Source organism: Streptomyces lasalocidi, from assembly GCF_005280215.1.
Lineage (GTDB): Bacteria > Actinomycetota > Actinomycetes > Streptomycetales > Streptomycetaceae > Streptomyces > Streptomyces longwoodensis.
In genome coordinates this window covers 3,533,951-3,550,379 of the sequence record NZ_SZNQ01000001.1, presented here as the reverse complement: position 1 = coordinate 3,550,379, position 16,429 = coordinate 3,533,951, and the positions used below count along the sequence as shown (strand labels likewise).

General features: G+C 75.9%; 15 protein-coding genes and 1 pseudogene. 7 read left to right on the top strand and 9 right to left on the bottom strand.

The genetic code is table 11. The features are described 5' to 3' along the window. The first annotated feature begins 86 nt into the window (after positions 1–86). Positions 87–1,238, top strand: a complete 1,152-nt coding sequence (locus tag E4U91_RS15785) for an NADH:flavin oxidoreductase (protein WP_067234400.1) — start codon at positions 87–89, stop codon at positions 1,236–1,238. Here E4U91_RS15785 and E4U91_RS15780 read toward each other — a convergent pair. Then, a pseudogene (locus E4U91_RS15780) lies at positions 1,231–1,776 on the bottom strand (MFS transporter); the annotation flags it as partial. The gene E4U91_RS15785 and the pseudogene E4U91_RS15780 sit on opposite strands and share 8 nt — an antisense overlap. Before the next feature lie 69 nt (positions 1,777–1,845). On the opposite strand from E4U91_RS15780, the gene E4U91_RS15775 reads away from it, so the two are divergent. Then, a complete protein-coding gene (locus E4U91_RS15775; RefSeq protein ID WP_137307465.1) occupies positions 1,846–3,408 on the top strand; it encodes a carboxylesterase/lipase family protein in 1,563 nt (520 codons plus the stop codon). A 57-nt stretch (positions 3,409–3,465) separates the two neighbouring features. Here E4U91_RS15775 and E4U91_RS15770 read toward each other — a convergent pair whose 3' ends face one another. From E4U91_RS15770 to E4U91_RS15755, 4 genes are read right to left on the bottom strand one after another with little or no spacing between them, the layout of a single operon-like run. Next, positions 3,466–4,053: a hypothetical protein gene (locus E4U91_RS15770; protein WP_137307464.1), complete on the bottom strand. Its 588-nt coding sequence runs from the start codon at positions 4,051–4,053 to the stop codon at positions 3,466–3,468. A 60-nt stretch (positions 4,054–4,113) separates the two neighbouring features. Then, on the bottom strand, positions 4,114–5,556 hold the full coding sequence (locus E4U91_RS15765) for a PTS transporter subunit EIIC (RefSeq protein WP_137307463.1): 1,443 nt from the start codon (positions 5,554–5,556) through the stop codon (positions 4,114–4,116). A gap of 16 nt (positions 5,557–5,572) precedes the next feature. After that, positions 5,573–6,529: an N-acetylmuramic acid 6-phosphate etherase gene (gene murQ / locus E4U91_RS15760; protein ID WP_137307462.1), complete on the bottom strand. Its 957-nt coding sequence runs from the start codon at positions 6,527–6,529 to the stop codon at positions 5,573–5,575. Positions 6,530–6,580: 51 nt separating this feature from the next. Then, positions 6,581–7,471 carry a MurR/RpiR family transcriptional regulator gene (locus E4U91_RS15755; protein ID WP_241678591.1) on the bottom strand — a complete coding sequence of 297 codons (891 nt, stop codon included), beginning with the start codon at positions 7,469–7,471 and terminating at the stop codon, positions 6,581–6,583. Between the two features lie 55 nt (positions 7,472–7,526). Between E4U91_RS15755 and E4U91_RS15750 the strand changes: the two genes are divergently transcribed. Both E4U91_RS15750 and E4U91_RS15745 read left to right on the top strand, forming a co-directional pair. Continuing rightward, positions 7,527–7,910: a hypothetical protein gene (locus E4U91_RS15750; RefSeq protein ID WP_137307461.1), complete on the top strand. Its 384-nt coding sequence runs from the start codon at positions 7,527–7,529 to the stop codon at positions 7,908–7,910. Then, a complete protein-coding gene (locus tag E4U91_RS15745; RefSeq protein ID WP_137307460.1) occupies positions 7,907–8,173 on the top strand; it encodes a DUF4031 domain-containing protein in 267 nt (88 codons plus the stop codon). The genes E4U91_RS15750 and E4U91_RS15745 overlap by 4 nt, the downstream gene beginning before the upstream one ends. Positions 8,174–8,200: 27 nt before the next feature. Here the strand turns inward: E4U91_RS15745 and E4U91_RS15740 are convergent, their stop codons facing one another. Both E4U91_RS15740 and E4U91_RS15735 read right to left on the bottom strand, forming a co-directional pair. Beyond that, complete coding sequence (locus tag E4U91_RS15740) at positions 8,201–9,328, bottom strand: GNAT family N-acetyltransferase (protein ID WP_137307459.1); 1,128 nt, start codon at positions 9,326–9,328, stop codon at positions 8,201–8,203. Between the two features lie 26 nt (positions 9,329–9,354). Continuing rightward, on the bottom strand, positions 9,355–9,999 hold the full coding sequence (locus tag E4U91_RS15735) for an HD domain-containing protein (RefSeq protein WP_137307458.1): 645 nt from the start codon (positions 9,997–9,999) through the stop codon (positions 9,355–9,357). A gap of 246 nt (positions 10,000–10,245) precedes the next feature. On the opposite strand from E4U91_RS15735, the gene E4U91_RS15730 reads away from it, so the two are divergent. Together E4U91_RS15730 and E4U91_RS15725 are read left to right on the top strand one after the other, a co-directional pair. Next, positions 10,246–10,929, top strand: a complete 684-nt coding sequence (locus tag E4U91_RS15730; protein WP_137307457.1) for a maleylpyruvate isomerase family mycothiol-dependent enzyme — start codon at positions 10,246–10,248, stop codon at positions 10,927–10,929. A gap of 93 nt (positions 10,930–11,022) precedes the next feature. After that, positions 11,023–11,769: a copper homeostasis protein CutC gene (locus tag E4U91_RS15725; protein WP_137307456.1), complete on the top strand. Its 747-nt coding sequence runs from the start codon at positions 11,023–11,025 to the stop codon at positions 11,767–11,769. Here E4U91_RS15725 and E4U91_RS15720 read toward each other — a convergent pair. Then, a complete protein-coding gene (locus E4U91_RS15720; protein WP_388124489.1) occupies positions 11,766–13,742 on the bottom strand; it encodes a HelD family protein in 1,977 nt (658 codons plus the stop codon). The genes E4U91_RS15725 and E4U91_RS15720 overlap by 4 nt on opposite strands. A gap of 462 nt (positions 13,743–14,204) precedes the next feature. Here E4U91_RS15720 and E4U91_RS15715 point away from each other — a divergent pair, with 462 nt between their 5' ends. After that, positions 14,205–14,396 (top strand): hypothetical protein, encoded by a 192-nt coding sequence (locus tag E4U91_RS15715; RefSeq protein ID WP_137307454.1) that lies wholly within the window; start codon positions 14,205–14,207, stop codon positions 14,394–14,396. Here E4U91_RS15715 and E4U91_RS15710 read toward each other — a convergent pair. After that, a complete protein-coding gene (locus tag E4U91_RS15710) occupies positions 14,350–16,335 on the bottom strand; it encodes a CASTOR/POLLUX-related putative ion channel (protein WP_137307453.1) in 1,986 nt (661 codons plus the stop codon). The genes E4U91_RS15715 and E4U91_RS15710 overlap by 47 nt on opposite strands. Positions 16,336–16,429 lie beyond the last annotated feature (94 nt).

The following is a 16,429-nucleotide window of genomic DNA, read 5'->3' as shown; positions in this document are numbered from 1 at the left end:
TGAGCGGGCGCACGGGACCCGTTGACGTGGGCGTGGCATGCATGCGCGTGCACATACCAGCCGGTATACCCCCAAGGAGCCCCCACGTGACCGCGACCACCGCCGAGTCCACCGAGCCCACTCCCGGGTCGTCCGCCTCCCGCGCGGCGCAGATCCTCGCCCGGCCGGTCTCGATCAACGGCCTGACCGTGCCGAACCGCATCGTGATGGCGCCGATGACCCGCATGTTCTCGCCGGGCGGCGTCCCGGGCGAGGACGTGGTGTCGTATTACGCCCGCCGCGCCGCCGCCGGGGTCGGACTCATCGTCACCGAGGGCACCTACGTCGGCCACGAGTCGGCCGGCGAGAGCGACCGGGTGCCGCGGTTCCACGGCGAGGAGCAGCTCGCGGGCTGGGCGAAGGTCGCCGACGCGGTGCACGCGGCCGGCGGCACGATCGTCCCGCAGCTGTGGCACATCGGCATGGTCCGCAGGCCCGGGAAGCCGCCGTTCGAGCAGGCCCCGGCCGTCGGCCCGTCCGGCATCCGGCTGGACGGCACGCAGGACGGCAGGGCCATGACCCGCGGCGACCTGGACGACGTCATCGGCGCCTTCGCCGAGGCCGCCGCGGCCGCCGAGCGGATCGGGTTCGACGGGGTCGAGCTGCACGGCGCGCACGGCTACCTCATCGACCAGTTCCTGTGGGCCGGCACCAACCGCCGCACCGACGCCTACGGCGGTGACCTGGTCGCCCGGACGAAGTTCGCGGCCGAGATCGTCGCCGCGGTGCGCGCGTCCGTGTCGGCCGACTTCCCGGTGGTCTTCCGCTACTCGCAGTGGAAGTCGGACAACTACGACGCCCGGCTCGCCGAGACCCCCGAGGAGCTGGAGGCCGTCCTCGCCCCGCTCGCCGCGGCCGGTGTCGACGCCTTCCACGCCTCCACGCGCCGCTACTGGCTGCCGGAGTTCGACGGCTCGGACCTCAACCTGGCCGGCTGGACCAAGAAGCTGACCGGCCGGCCCACCATCACCGTCGGCTCGGTCGGCCTGGACGGCGACTTCATCCGCGGCTTCGCGGGCGAGGGCTCCCCGGTCAAGGGCCTGGACGACCTCCTGGACCGCCTGGAGCGCGAGGAGTTCGACCTGGTCGCCGTCGGCCGCGCGCTGCTCCAGGACCCCGAGTGGGCCGCGAAGGTCCTCGCAGGCCGCTTCGACGACCTGGCGCCGTACGACGCGGCGGCGCTGAAGACCCTCAGCTGACCCCGGCCCGGACGTCGGCGGAGCCGTCCGGCGGCGCCGCCACCGGGGAGGGGCCGTGCGCTTCCTTCCCGGTGGCGACCGCGCCCGCCGCGACGAGCGTCGCCCCGGCCAGACCGCCCCACAGGGCGGCCGGGCCGTGCGGCGTGAGCGTGGTGATGACCGCCGGGGAGACGGCCAGCCCGAACCCGGTGGAGAGCTGGAAGCGGGCCAGCGCTCGCCCCAGGAACCGGGCCGGGGCGAGGACCGTGACGAGCGCGGTGGCACTGCCCGCGTAGAGGATCTCGCCGAGCGTGCACACCACCGACACCGCGGCGACGGCCGGCGCGCCCCAGCCGTGCCCGAGGGACGCGGCCGCGAGGAACCCCAGGTAGGACGCGGCGAGCACCCCACCGGCCAGGACCAGCGCGGTGGTCCGGGTGAAGCGCGACACCAGCACCGTGACCGGCACCTGGAGCGCCACCACCAGGACCGTGTTGGCCACGAAGACCGCCGCCGACCACACCGGGGACGCGTGCAGCTGGGTGACCAGCACGAGCGGCGAACCCCACCGAGCTGTCCCCGTTCGACACCCGCCCCTGCCCGGACGACCCTGGGGGAGGAGGGACCGATGACGACAGCCGGGACCGACGAGCAGCGCGACCCGCACGGTGCGCCGGTGGTGCGCACCGCCGCCGGTGCGGTGCGGGGGCGCCGGGAGGGCGGACTCAGTGTCTTCCGCGGCATCCCGTACGCCGCGCCGCCCGTGGGGGAGGCCCGCTTCCGGGAGCCCCGCCCACCGCGGCCGTGGGACGGGGTGCGCGAGGCGTACGCCTTCGGTCCGCCGCCCCCGCAGGAGCCGGGCTTCCAGGGCAGCGCGGCCGGCGCGGACCCGCCGGCCGGCGACGACTGGCTGACCGTCAACGTCTGGACCCCGGAGACCGGCCCCCGCGTCCCGCGCCCGGTGATGGTGTGGATCCACGGCGGCGCCTACAAGCTCGGTCACGCGGGCAGCCCGGGCTTCGACGCGCAGCACATCGCCCGCGCCGGGCGCCTGGTCGTGGTGAGCCTCAACTACCGCCTGGGGGCGGAGGGGTTCGCGTGGATCGAGGGCGCGCCGGCGAACCGGGGCCTGCTCGACCAGGTGGCCGCGCTGCGGTGGGTGCGGGAGAACGTCGCCGGGTTCGGCGGGGACCCGGGCCGGGTCACGGTGTTCGGGCAGTCGGCGGGCGCGGGCTCGGTGGCGTCCCTGACCGCGATGCCGAGGGCCCGGGGCCTGTTCCGGCGGGCGATCGCCCAGAGCGTGCCGGGCACGTTCTTCTCCCCGGAACTGGCGGCGGACGTCGGGCGGGCCTTGGCCGCGCAGGCGGGTCTGCGGCCCACGGCGCACGACCTGTCGACGGCGGACCCGCACGCACTGGCCGGGGCGAGCGCCGCGCTGAGCGCCGGCATGGCGGCCGACGCCGACCGCTGGGGCCTGCTCGCCCCCACGTCCACCCCCTACTCGCCGGTCGTCGACGGCGAGGTGCTGCCGACCACGCCCTGGCAGGCCCTCGCGGACGGCGCGGGCCGGGACGTGGAGCTGGTCGTCGGGCACACCGCGCGGGAGTACCAGCTGTTCGTGGTCCTGGGCGGCCTCCAGGGGCGGGTCACCGAGGAACGGGCGGCCGGGGCGCTGCGCCTGTGCGCGCCGGGCGGGGCGGCGGGGGAGCGGGCCTACCGGGAGGCGTTCCCGGACGCGGGCCCCGCCGAGCTGTTCGAGCGGGTCCAGTCGGACTGGCTGTTCCGCATGCCCTCGCTGCGGCTGGCCGAGGCCCAGGTGGCGGGCGGCGGCCGGGCGCACGTGTACGAGCTGACCTGGCCGGCCCCGGGCGCCGGGGGAGCGCTGGGCGCCTGCCACAACCTGGACGTCCCGCTGCTGTTCGGCACGTACCACGCCGACCTGGGCCGCCTGCTGTTCGGGGACGGCGAGGTGCCCGAGGCGGCGAGGCACCTGTCGGAGTGCTTCCGCACGGCGTGGACGGCGTTCGCCCGCACCGGCGACCCGGGCTGGCCGGCCTACGACCCCGAGGAGCGCCGGGTGCGCGTCCTGGACGCGGAGCCGCGGGTCGGCCGGTACCCGGAGGAGGCGTCGAGGAGGCTGTGGCGGGACCACCGGTTCGGGGCGCTGTCGGGGCGGGTGCCGCCCGCGTGAGCCGCCGGACGGGCCCCCGGACGATTCGCGGGGCGACCGGCCGGGCCACGGCGGGTGCTACAGGTTGCCCATGGGCTCGATGTCGACCTTCACCGGGGTGCCCCAGATGCGCAGCACCTCGTAGTCGGTGAACTCGTGGACCAGGCGGTAGGCCATGGCCGGCCGGGACCCGCGGCGCAGCGCGGCCAGGTACAGCTCGGCCTCGCGGCGGTCGCGGCGCGGGGTGCCGCACAGCTGCCACTCCTGCCCGTTCCACAGCTCCGGCAGCCACCGCTGCTGGGGCTGGGGGCGGTCGCCCCGGACGCCGTACCGGGAGGGCGCGGACCCGGGCTGCTCACCGTGCGGCCGGGACGGACCGTAGGGGCCCTGGGCGCCGTACTCGGAGCGGCGGGCGGCGCGGCGCCGGGTCTCGCACAGCAGGCACAGGTCGGGGGCGCTCTCGTCGACGGGCCCGTTCGGGTGCTCGGCGCACCGGGTGGCGGGCGCTGCGGTGCCGACGCTCTCCTCCAGCAGGTCCAGGGCCCGCCGCAGGTCGGCCCTGACCTCGTGCAGCCGGGTGTCCGGGGTGTCGGTGGTCAGGGCGTCGCCGTGCTCGCCGAGCAGGCGGAGGGCACGGCCCAGTGCGGTGAGCTGCGCGTGGTTCATGGCGGGTCCGACGCCTCACGGTCTCGACGAGGTAGGGGCGGCCTCCAGGGTAGGCCGGTTTCAGCCGGACGAGCGGGCCGGTGCCGGGGCGCCCGCCTCCGGGGCGGTGCGGTGGGGGCCGTCGGGGAAGCCGGCGATCCAGGTCGCGGCGAAGCCGACCCCGTAGCCGGTGAGGAGGCCGCCCGCGTAGACCGCCGCGGCCGCGGCCAGGCCGTGGGAGCCGGTCAGGAGCGGGAACAGGGCCCAGCCGGAGGGGCCGATGGCCGTGGCGCCGACGCCGTCGCCGAGCGTCGCGAAGAACCCGACGAACGCCCCGCCGGCCGCGCCGCCGGCGCAGGCGGTGAGGAAGGGGCGGCCGAGGGGGAGGCAGACGCCGTAGACGAGGGGCTCGCCGACGCCGAGCAGGCCCGCCGGGAGGGCCGAGCGGATCGTGGCGCGCAGCGCGGTGTCGTGGCGCAGGCGGACGTAGACCGCGCAGGCCGCGCCGACCTGGCCGGCGCCCGCCATGGCGAGGACGGGCAGCAGCGGCGTGGAGCCCTGCTGCTCGATGAGGGTGGTGTGCAGCGGGATGAGGGCCTGGTGCAGGCCGAGCATGACCAGCGGCAGGAACAGGCCGCCGAGCAGCAGTCCGGCGACCGCGCCGGTGTGGGTGAGCAGCCAGGTCGCGGCGGTGCCGACGGCCGAGGCGACGGCGCCGGCCGCGTACATCAGGCCGTACAGGGTGGCGAGCCCGGCGACCAGCACGGTCACCGTCGGGGTCACCAGGACGTCCAGCGCGTCCGGCACCCGCCCGCGGCAGGCCTTCTCGACGCGGGTGGCGAGCAGCGCGGCCGCCAGCGCGCCGAGCACCCCGCCCCGGCCGGGCACCAGCGCCACCCCGAACGCCGTCACCTTCGCCACCCCCGGGTACACCACCACGGCGGCGACGGCGCCGCCCAGCACGGGCGTCCCGCCGAACTCACGGGCGGTGTTCACGCCGACGAACACCGCGATCAGGGCCATGAACGCGGACGCCACGACGCTCAGGGCGGGCGTGATCCCCGGCAGCCACCCGGCGTTGACCAGCAGGCCGTTGAACCCGGCGAGGACCCCGCAGCCGACGAGCGCGGGGACCAGCGGGACGAAGACGGCGGCGACGCGGCGCAGGGCCGACTTCAGGGGCGTGGCGTTGCGCCGCCCGCGCTCCTGCCGCAACGCGGCGCCACGGGCGGCCAGGTCCCCGGCGGCGGTGCCGGCCAGCAGCTCCTCGAAGGCGGCCGTCACGCGGGTCACGGCGCCGGGTCCGAGGACCACCTGGTACGTCCCGTCGTCGACGACCACCCCCAGCACCCCGGGCACGGCCCGCACCGCCTCCTCCCGCACCCGCGCCGGGTCCAGGAGCCCCACCCGCAGCCGGGTCATGCAGTGGGCGACGGAGGTGACGTTGGCGGGACCGCCCAGCAGGGGCAGGAGGGCGGCGGCCGTGGCCCGCGGGCCGGTGCGGTCGGTGCGGTCGGTGCTCATGGGCAGAGCGTGCGGCTCACCCCGGCGTGGCGGCGAGCGCGGCACGCAGATGGCCGCCGGACTCCTCCAGAAGGCGGGCGGCGGTGGGCCCGTCCACCCCGGCGAGCAGCACCAGGATCGCGTGCTTCACCTCGCCCCCGGTGGCGGTGAGGGCCGCCTCGATCTCCTCGTCCCCGGCGCCGGTGGCGAGGGCGACGATGCGCCGGGAGCGGGCGCGCAGCTTGTCGTTGGAGGCGCGCACGTCGACCATCAGGTTCCCGTAGGTCTTGCCCAGCCGGATCATGGTGATCGTCGACAGCATGTTGAGCACCAGCTTCTGCGCGGTGCCGGCCTTGAGCCGGGTGGAGCCGGTGACCAGCTCCGGTCCGACGACCACCTCGATGGCGTGCTCGGCGGCCGACGCGAGCGCGCTGCCCGGGTTGCAGGCCAGCCCGACGGTCAGCGCGCCCAGGGCGCGGGCGTGTACGACGGCGCCGAGGGCGTAGGGGGTGCGACCCGAGGCGGAGACGCCGACAACGGTGTCGTCGGGCGTGAGACGCAGGGCGTCCAGGTCGGCGACGGCCAGTTCGCGCGAGTCCTCGGCGCCCTCGACGGAGCTGACCAGGGCGTCGGGGCCGCCCGCGATGAGCCCGACCACCACGCCGGGCGCGGTGTTGAAGGTGGGCGGGCACTCGGAGGCGTCCAGCACTCCGAGCCGCCCGGCGGTCCCGGCACCGGCGTAGACGAGGCGCCCGCCCCGGCCCATCCGGGCGGCGACGGCGTCGATGACGGCGGCGATCCGCGGCAGCTGGGTCCGGACGGCGGCCGGCACCCCGGCGTCCTCGGCGTTCATCAGCCGCGCGATCTCCGGCGTGGGCAGGCGGTCGATCTCGGCGAGGTCGGCCCGGAAGGCCTCGGTGGGCAGGGCGGACAGCTGGGAGAGCAGGGGGTCGGTACGGGAGGTGCGGGGGGTGCGGGGGGTGGAGGAGGTCATGACGGACGGCTCTTTCCCGTTCGGCTGGTCATGGACAACGACCCCTACGGTCTACCGGTGCCGGTGCGCGAGTGCCTCGTACGACGCGGCCAGCGCCGGCGCGGCCGACTCGTAGGTGCGCTGCGCGACCCCCACGAACAGGCAGTCCACCACCAGCAGCTGACCGGTCCGCGACGACATCGCGGCCGGCCGCAGCTCGCTCTCCCGGGCCGTCGAGGTGGTCAGCACGTGGTCGGCGTAGGCGGTCACCGCGCTGTCCGGGCGCCCGGTGATCGCCACCGTGGTGGCGCCCCGCTCGAAGGCGACCCGCAGCGGCTCGATGACGTCGCCCGTCGACCCGGAGTGCGTGATGGCGACGGCGACGTCCCCGCCGCGCAGCTGCACGGCGTTGGTGACCGCGAGGTGGGGGTCGCCGGGGGCGTGCGCCATCAGGCCTATCCGCAGCAGCTTCTGCGTGAGGTCCTGGGCGACCAGCCCGGACGCCCCGATCCCGTACACGTCGGTGCGCCGGGCCGCGGCCACCGCGGCGACGGCGGCGCCCAGTTGGGCGGTGTCCAGCCCGGCCGCGGTGTCCGCGAGGGTCTGCTGCTCGTCGTAGGCGAGCTTGGCGACGACGTCGGCGATCGGGTCGTCGACGGCGATGTCCGTGGTGATCGCGGGCGAGCGCCCGGACTGCTGCTGGGCGGCCAGCCCGGCGAGGGCGAGGCGCAGGTCGCGGTAGCCGGGGTAGCCGAGGAGGCGGGCGGTGCGTACGACGGTCGCCTCGCTGGTGCCGGTGAGCTCGGCGAGACCGGTGACGGTCAGGGCGGCGCACCCGGCGGGATCGCTCGCGACGGCCTCGGCGACGCGCTGCATGGAGCGGGTCATCGAGGGCGCGAGCGTGCGCACCTTGGCGGCGAGCGCGGCCGGCGGAGGGAAAGTTTCCTTCACGTGCTCGGACACACCTGAAAGTTATTTCCGGTCCGGTGGTCCGGTCAAGAGTGCGCACAATGGGACCATGGATCCCGTGAGCCCCCTGGAACAGGCGCTGCACGCCGCCCGCGCCCGCGTGCTGGCCGACCTCGCCGCGGACGAGGTGGCTCGTGCGGACGTGGTGTCGATGGTCGAGAACTCCGTCGTGGAGCGCCGCTGGTGGGTCGAGCAGTGGCCGGACGGCGCGGCCTACCTGCCGGGCCTGGTCGCCCAGGACGTGCAGGACGCGCTGCTGGAGCGGTACGGCCGCTGGCCGCTGTGCCCGGTCTGCGGCTCGGGCGACCCGCACGCCCTCGACGTCGAGCCCGAACTCGGCCCGGACCCGCACTGGGTGTGCCACAAGGCGGGCGTGCGGGTCGCGGCGATCGGCTCGCTCGGCACGGCGGCGGGCGGCCCGCCCTCGTCATGACCGTCTACATCGACCCGCCGACCTGGCCGGGGCACGGCCGCCTGTGGTCGCACCTGGTCAGCGACGCCTCGTTCGCCGAACTCCACGCGTTCGCCGAGCGGTTGGGCGTCCCGCGGCGCGCCTTCGAGCGCGACCACTACGACCTGCCCTCGCACCGCTACGCCGACGCCGTCGCGGCGGGCGCGGTGGAGATCGGCTCGAAGGAACTCGTGCGCAGGCTCACGACGGCGGGGCTGCGCCGCCCCAAGGGGCGCGCCCACTGAGGCGTCACCCCCGCACGTGGCGGCTCCTCACCGTTCGCGCACGTACAGCCGCAGCGGCTGCGCCGCCGCCGTCCGCTCCCCCTGCTGCTCCCGCTGCCGTTCCTCCGCCGTGCGGTCCGCCTCCAGCGGGGCCGGGACGAAGCCGGCCCGGGTCGCCACGCCCTGCGACGGCAGGTTGTCCTCGTCGATGACCGCGCACAGCGTGCCCACCTCGTCGTGGGCCAGGGCGTGCGCCGTCAGGGCGCGCAGGGCCTCGGTCGCGTAGCCGTGGCCGCGGGCCGGCTCCACCAGGTCGTAGCCGACCTCCACCCGGCCCTCGTCGTCGGGAGGGCCGTGGAAGCCCATGGTGCCCAACGCCCGGTCGTCCTCCCGCCGTACGACGACGAAGACGCCGAACTCCGGGTGCAGCACGCCGTTCTCGTACGCCTTGACCAGCATCCCGGAGGCGTCCCGGGCCCCTTGCAGGGGTGTGCCGCCCAGCCAGGCGTAGCCGCCGTCGCCGCCCGTGTGCAGGTCGACGGCGGCGGCCGGGGTCAGCGCCTCCAGGGTCAGCCGCTCGGCGGGCAGGGCGAGCGGGTTGACCCAGTGCCAGCCGGTGACCGGCGCGCGGTCGGGCAGCTCACCGCGGCCGGTGGCCCAGCGCAGGGTCGGCCAGGGGGCGGCGTCCGGGCGCACGTGCGGGAACAGCCGGGTCAGCGCCCCCGCGCACAGGTCGGCCGGCGGCTCGTACGGCACGCCCAGGCCCTCGGCGATGTCGTGGGTGTGCAGCAGCAGCTCGGTGACGGCCATCGCGGCGAAGCCCTCGCGGTTGGCGCCGCGGAAGGGGTACGGGTGGTAGGCGCGCACCGCGCGCGGGGTGGTGCGCACGGCCATCGCCAGCAGGGTGCCGGTCGTCTCGACCACGTCCGCCACGCCCGCCGGGCCGGTGCCCTCGTCGAGGGTGAGGTCGAAGGGGACGTAGGCGTCGGCGGAACGGCTCGCCAGCAGGCTCGCGTAGGCGAGCAGCGTGCCCGCGAGGTGCTCGGCGGTCTGCAGGCAGCTCCACTCCAGCCGGCCGGCCGGCACCCCCTCCCAGTCCCGGTCCGTGACCGTCCGCAGCAGCCCGACGCCGCTGGCGAGGGCCGCCTCCACCTGATCTCCACCCCAAGTCCGCATGGGGGAAGCCTAGGCGCAGGTGCCGCTCAGCTCGACAGCAGTTCCAGCTCGCCCCCGAGGTTGTAGCGGGCGGTGGCCTCCCAGCGCTCGGCGCCGTAGGGGGTGCGGAACAGGCGGGGCAGGTCGAGGAGTTGGCGCAGGACCGCGGCGCGGCCCGCGCGGAAGGCGTCGTTCGGCACGAAGTGGTACTCCTCCCGGACGGCCGCGGTGTAGGCGGCGTACACCGAGGGCGCGGAGGCCAGGATCGCGAGGTCCGCGTCGCACAGGACCTGGCCGTTGCGGTCGTCGTCGGCCGGGTCGTGGGTGACGGTGAGGCGGACCAGCCGGGCGACCTCCGCGGTGGTCCGCTCCGGGACGCCCGCCTCGGGCAGGGCGCGCTCGGCGAGCCCGGCGGAGCGCTCCTCGTTCTCGGAGCGGTCCGGCAGGTACACCGCGTCGTGGAACCAGGCCGCCAGCCGCACGGCGTCCGGGTCGTCGGCGTACGCCTGCAGCGTGTCGACGTGGTCGAGGACCGCGGCGAGGTGGGTCAGCGTGTGGTAGTGCCGCTGGGGCTCCTGCCAGCGGCGCAGCAGGGCGTCGGCGTACACGTCGGGATCGGGGTGGCGCGTGCCCTCCCTGACCGACAGCAGGGTGCGCAGCCAGCGCGTCCGCAGGGCGTCGAGGTCGACCATGGGTTCATTCTCCGCCCTGTCGCGCGAAGGGGCGGTTCGGGCGGGACGGGGCGGTACCGGATGGGGACGGCCTAGGGGGTGTCTCGTCGATCAGGCCGGATCAGGGAGCGGCGTCTGGTGCCGTGCATCGCAAGGCGGAGGAGGGAGTCGATGCGGAGCATCGGGGACCGACGACAACGCGGCGAGGTGCGGTGCCAGACGCCGCGAGCCCGGCCTGATCGACGAGATACCCCCTAGCGTGGGGCCATGACGACGATGAGTACCGATGTGCACGAGCCGAGGGACCCCGAGCTGCCCGGGCGGCTGCTCGTCACCGAGCGGGACGGGCTGGTGCCGCTGCTGCGGTCCCGGCCGGACGACGACTTCGCACGGCCGGCGCCCGCGTGTCCGGGGTGGACGGTGCGGGACGTGGTCGCGCACTGCTCGTCCGCGCTGATGCGGGTGGTGGAGGGGCGTTTCGAGAAGGGCGTGTTCTCGCCCGCGTCGAACGACCGGGACATCGCCGAGCGGGCCGACTGGCCGAACCAGCGGATCGTGGACGAGCTGGAGCGCGCGATGACCGAGGCCGGTCCGGCCATCGCGAAGGCCGGGGGCGTGCTCGACCTGGTCGCCCTGGGGGAGTGGGTGCACGGCGGCGACGTGCGGGACGTGTTCGGCGAACCGGGGGCCTACGGCGGTCCCGGCCTGCCCGACGCGCTGGCCCTGCTGGCCCGGGTGACCCGGGAGAAGGGCTGCCCCGCCCTGCACGCCGACCTCGACCACCTGGACGAACCGCTGCTGCTCGGCGCGGCCGACGGCGGGCGGACCCCGGCCCGCTTCATCGGCGACGCCCCGACCCTCGTCCGGCTGTACGCGGGGCGCCGGCCCGCGGACGGGGTGCCGTACGAACTGGCCGGGGCCGAGCCGGGGGAACTGAACATCTTCGGCTGACCCCGGGTGGCCCCCCGGGCGGGCCCTCCCGGCGTACCCTGGCATTGGACTAGACCTGTAGCCGCTCCAGGGGAACACGACGGAAGGGGTCCTATGAGCACGCGTGCAGTCCTGGAGGTGATCGCCCTCGACCCCGAGGACGCGGTCGCCGCCCAGGCCGGAGGCGCGGACCGCCTCGAACTGGTCACCGACATGGCCGCCGACGGGCTGACCCCGTCCGTGGCGACCTTCGCCGGGATCCGGGCCGCCGTCGACCTCGACCTGCGCGTGATGCTGCGCCTCGCGGACGGGTTCGCGGCGGGGGACGTGGCGCGGCTGGCCGGGCTGGCCGGCGAGTTGCGGGCGGCGGGGGCCGACCAGTTCGTGCTCGGCTTCCTCGACACCGCGGGCGAGGTCGACCTCGGCGCGGTGGAGCGGGTCGTCGGGGCGCTGGACGGCTGCCGGTGGACCTTCCACCGCGCCATCGACCGGGCCGCCGACCGCGACGCGCTGCGCCGGCGGCTCGACGGCCTGCCGGGCCTGGACACCTACCTGACGGCCGGTTCCGCGGCGGGCGTCGACGACGGGCTGACCGTGCTCCTCACCGAGGCCGAACGGCGCGGCCGGCCGGGCTACGACCAGCAGCTCCTGGTCGGCGGCGGCCTGCGCCTGGACCACGTCCCGGCCCTGCGGACGGCCGGCATCGACGCCTTCCACATCGGCGGCGCGGCCCGCCCGGACGGCTGGGCCGGCCCGGTCTCGGCGGACGCGGTCGCGGGGTGGCGCCGCGCGGTGGACGGCACCCCGGCGCCCCAGGAGGTCCGGGAGACCCGGACCGCCGAGGTGGGGGGACTGCTCTAGGCGACGCCCTGGGCCAGCTGCTCCGGCAGGGGGCCCGTGTGGGTCACCGTCAGGCCCGACACCGCCCGGGTGAGGGCGACGTACAGCCGCCGCAGGCCCGTGCGTTCGTCCGGCTCGCCGTCGACCACGGCCCGGGGCTCGTCCAGGACCACGTAGTCGTACTCCAGGCCCTTGGCGAGGGACGCCGGGACCAGGGTGAGACGGGCCTCGGCGGTCGTCTCCTCACCGGGGGCGAGGTGGGGCAGCCCGGCGGCCGCGAGGGCGTCCGCCAGCGCGGGCACGCGCGCGTCGGCCGCGATCAGGCCGATGGACCCCTCGTGGCGCAGCGCCTCCTCGCACGCGGCGACCACGTCCGCGTCCCCGGCCACCGCGCGCACCTCGAAGGACCCGGGGTTCTCCCGGACCGATGCCACCGGGGTCAGCCCCGGCGCGATGTGCGGGAGCAGCCGCGAGGCGTAGGTGATCACGTCCGTCGGGACGCGGAAGCCGGCCGTCAGCTCCTCGACCACCGCGTCCCGCTTGCCGAGGTGCCCGAGGGCCTCCTCCCAGCTGCGGGTCGCCCACGGCGTGGTGCCCTGCGCGAGGTCGCCGAGGACCGTCGCCGAACCGGTCGTGCAGCGCCGCCCGACCGCCCGGTACTGCATGGGCGACAGGTCCTGCGCCTCGTCCAGCACCACGTGGCCCAGCGAGTGCGTCCGCCCGATCAGGTCGGTCGCCTCGTCGACCAGCACGGCGTCCGCCGGCGACCACCGGGCGGACTTCACCGAGCGGACCGGCTTCTCCCACAGGACCGTCTTCTGCTCCTCCTCGCTCAGCACGCCCTCCGCCTGCCGGGCGAGGAAGTCGGCGTCGGTCAGCAGCCGCAGGACCAGCTTCGCCGGGTCGACCGGCGGCCACACCGCCTTCACGGCCGCCTTCACCGCGCTGTTGCGGGCCACGGCGTCCTGCACCCGGTCGTCCGGCGCCTCGCCCGAGCGCTCCATCTGCACCAGCACCGCGTGCGCGATGCGCTGCGGCAGGGCCTCGCGGGCGGCGCCGTAGCGGATGTCGCGGTCCAGCAACTCGCGCACGATGGCCTCGAGTTCGTACGCCGGCACCCGCCAGCGCCGGGAGCCGCGCACCACCACGACCGGCTCGGTGGGCATCGTCACGTGCGAGTACACCGCGCGCCGCAGCACCTCGGCCATCCGGGCGTCGCCCTTGACCACGGCGGCGGCCGCGTCGTCGGTGCCGCGCACCTCCACGTGCGCCACCAGGTCGTCGACCGTCGCCTGCCGCACGGTCAGCTCGCCGAGCGCGGGCAGCACCTGCTCGATGTAGTGCAGGAAGGACCGGTTCGGCCCGATCACCAGGGTCCCGGTGCGGGCCAGCCGCTCGCGGTGGGCGTACAGCAGGTACGCCACCCGGTGCAGGCCGACCGCCGTCTTCCCGGTGCCCGGGCCGCCCTGCACGCACACGGTGCCGCCGAGGCCCGACCGGACGATCTCGTCCTGCTCGGGCTGGATGGTGGCGACGATGTCGCGCATCGGGCCGACGCGGGGCCGCTCGATCTCCTGCTGGAGCAGCTTGCTGGTGCGGGCCGCCTCCCCGGGGTCGGAGAGGTGCTCGTCCTCGTACGCCGTGATGTCCCCGCGCGTGTAGCCGAAGCGGCGGCGCAGCGCGACGTCCATCGGGTCCTTCTTGGACGCCCGGTAGAACGGCTGCGAGACCGGCGCGCGCCAGTCGATGACCATCGGGTCGCCGCCGGCGTCGTGCACGTGCCGCCGCCCGATGTAGAAGCGCTCGCCCTCAGCTCCCTCGGCCCGCTCGGCGCCGGGCGCGTGCAGGTAGTCGAGCCGGCCGAAGAACAGCGGGGTGTCGCTCAGGTCCGCCAGGGCCTTGATGCGCTCGTCGATCTGGCGGGCCAGCACCTCGGCGTTGACCCAGTTCGCGGTGACGTCACGGATGTCGAGCGACTCGACGTCCTCCCGCATGGCGCGCAGCGCGGCACGGGAGGCGGCCAGGTGGGAGCGCTCGCGGGAGAGGGGGTCGTCGGCGGACAGGGGCGTGGACAAGGGGGTGCCTCCGGGCCTGCGGGACGGTCATGGGGATCCGGCCGGTTTCCGTCCGGTCGGCGGCGCTCCGGGGAGGGAGGCGGGCAAGAGCGGAGATTCTAGGACCGGGGGCGGGCGGCGGGCCAATGGATATTGCCCGGCCCGCGCCGCGGCACCCTGCGCGGACGGCCCGGAGCGGCCCGGAGCGGCCCGGAGCGTGGTCCTGAGCGGCCCGGAGCGCGGACCTGAGCGACCCGGAGCGGCCCGCAGGGTCCCGCCCCCTAGGGGAGGCGTCCCCCGCCCGTAGGGGAGAGCGCTCCACCCGGGGGTGGAGCGAGGATCCTCCCGAATTGGCTCTCCGGACCGATGCCACCCTTATGTCCCTGATCGCACCATGGAGACATGAGCGCAGCGACCATCACCCACGCCCCAGCCCCGGGCCGTCCGCCCGGCGCCACGTCCCTGTCCGCGTCCGGCAGCCACCACCACCGTCTCGGCGACACCCTGCGCGCGATACGCGTCTTCGCGGGCGCCGCCTTCGACGTGATCATCCTCGGGGAGTACGGCGAGGAAGCGGGAGTCCGCCGCTCCTGACGGCACCTCGGCGGCCCTCCCCGGCGACCACGACCACCTCGTCGCCCTCGGACCAGCGCCGGCGGTCCGCCTTGGGCGGATTGAGGCGCAGCCCGTAGCCGGGTGCCCGGCGGGCCTCGGCGCGGCTGCGGTAGCCGATGGCGCACTCGCCCCGGTCGCGTGCCGCCGCGACGACCGTGGCGAAGGACGTCTCGTGGCCGGTCACGACGTAGTCGGCGGCCGACCGCAGGTGGAGCTGGGTGCCGCCGGCCGAGAACAGTTCGTCGAAGACGGCCGCCAGGTGGTGGTTCTGGGAGATCTGCGCCATCAGCAGCCCGATCAGCTTGCCGCTGATGATCACGTCGGCTCCGGGGCCGAGCGGGGCCAGGGGCCGGTTGCCGTCGTCGGTGAGCTCGGTGACCACCGGCAGCTCCCGGCCGGTGCGCTGTTCGAGGTGGCGCAGGACGAGCAGGGTGACGAGCGTGCGGGTGTCCGGCTCCTCGGGCGGCTCGCCGGCCCGTGGCTCCTGGCCGAGCACGATGACGCTGTCGTAGGAGCCGAGGTCCAGGCCGGCCAGGGTCTCCGGTCGGGTGGTGTCGCCCCTGAGGGCCACACAGGTCCAGTCACCGCCGTCATCGCCACCACCGCCGTCCCCCCTGTCGCCGCTGTCGCCGCCGTCGCAGGCGGCCCGCACCGTGGCCTCGTCCTCGTCCGCCACCACGTCGGCCACCGAACCCGGGGGTGCGTTGCGGCCCCACTCCCGCAGCACGAGGGGCGCACGGCGGTTCCAGCCCAGCACCAGCAGCCGCTCCGGCCGGGTGTCCGGCGGCCGGGGGCCCGCCACGGACCGCTCGTCGACCAGCGGCGCGCAGTCGGCGAGCTCGGCGGTGTCGTCGTCGGCGGCGATGACGAGGAGCTGGTCGTCGGGTTCGAGCACCGTCCGCGCGGGTGGGTTCAGCCAAGGCACCCCACCGCGGATCAGCCCGACGGCGCTGGCGTTGCCGTAGGAGAGCAGCGCCTCGCCGAACTCCCGGCCGGCCAGGGAGGGGTGGGCGGCCGGGTAGAACTCGTCCCCGGCGAAGTCGAGCAGGTCGCGGTGGACCAGGGACAGTCCCGGGCGGCGCGCCGCCTGCGCGATGAGCCGGGCGGTGACGGTGTCGCTCTCCAGGACGACGCCCCGGGACCCGGCGGCCAGGCGGGCCGCGAGCAGGTAGCCGCTGTCGCGGACCGCCGCCACGACGGGGACGGTGACGTCGCCCCCGCGCCCCGTCGCCCGCAGGGCCAGCAGTGCCTTCACGACGTCCGCGTCGCTGCGGGACGCGTCGGGCGGCAGCACGATCACCGAGTCGGCGGTGGCCGGACTGGTCAGCGCCAGCACGGCCGGGTCGGCCGACGGACCGCTGCGGCAGATCAGCCGGGTCCGGCCGGTCGGGCCGACCTTGCTCTGCAGGGACTCCTCCATGGCCGTCTTGTCCCGGTCGGCCAGGAGCGCCACGGCCGACCGCCGCTGGTTGGCGCCCGCCGCGACCAGTTCGCCCACCACCGTGAAGACCTGCTCCGACCAGCCGAGCACCACCACGTGGCCGCGCTCCAGTAACTTGGAGCGGCCGCGTCGCAGGGCGATGAGCCGCTCGGTGAGCCCGGTCGTGATGAGACCGACGAGGGTCGAGACGTAGACCAGCGCGACCAGGGCCAGCAGCACCGACAGCGCCACCCGGGCCGGACTGCCGGTGGTGCCGCCCAGCCGCATCGTCTCCCCGGTCAGGTGCCAGATGGCCGCCACCTTCCCGGAGAGGGTGGCGGGGGCGTGCCCGCTCGTCCACACCAGCGCCGCGCTCGCGGGGACGACGACGGCCAGGCAGACCAGTACCAGCCAGCCCACCAGGGCCGAGGTGCCGCGCGCCAGGGTCGTGTCGAACCAGTACCGCGCTCGGGCACCCGCCCCGGGCCGCTGTTCCACTGTGTTCCCCCTCCGCGCGCAGGTCTGTAGGGGGCAGTGTCCTGACCCGGCCTCCTGCGCCGGGCGGCACGGGGGCGCGATTCACCCCTTCGCC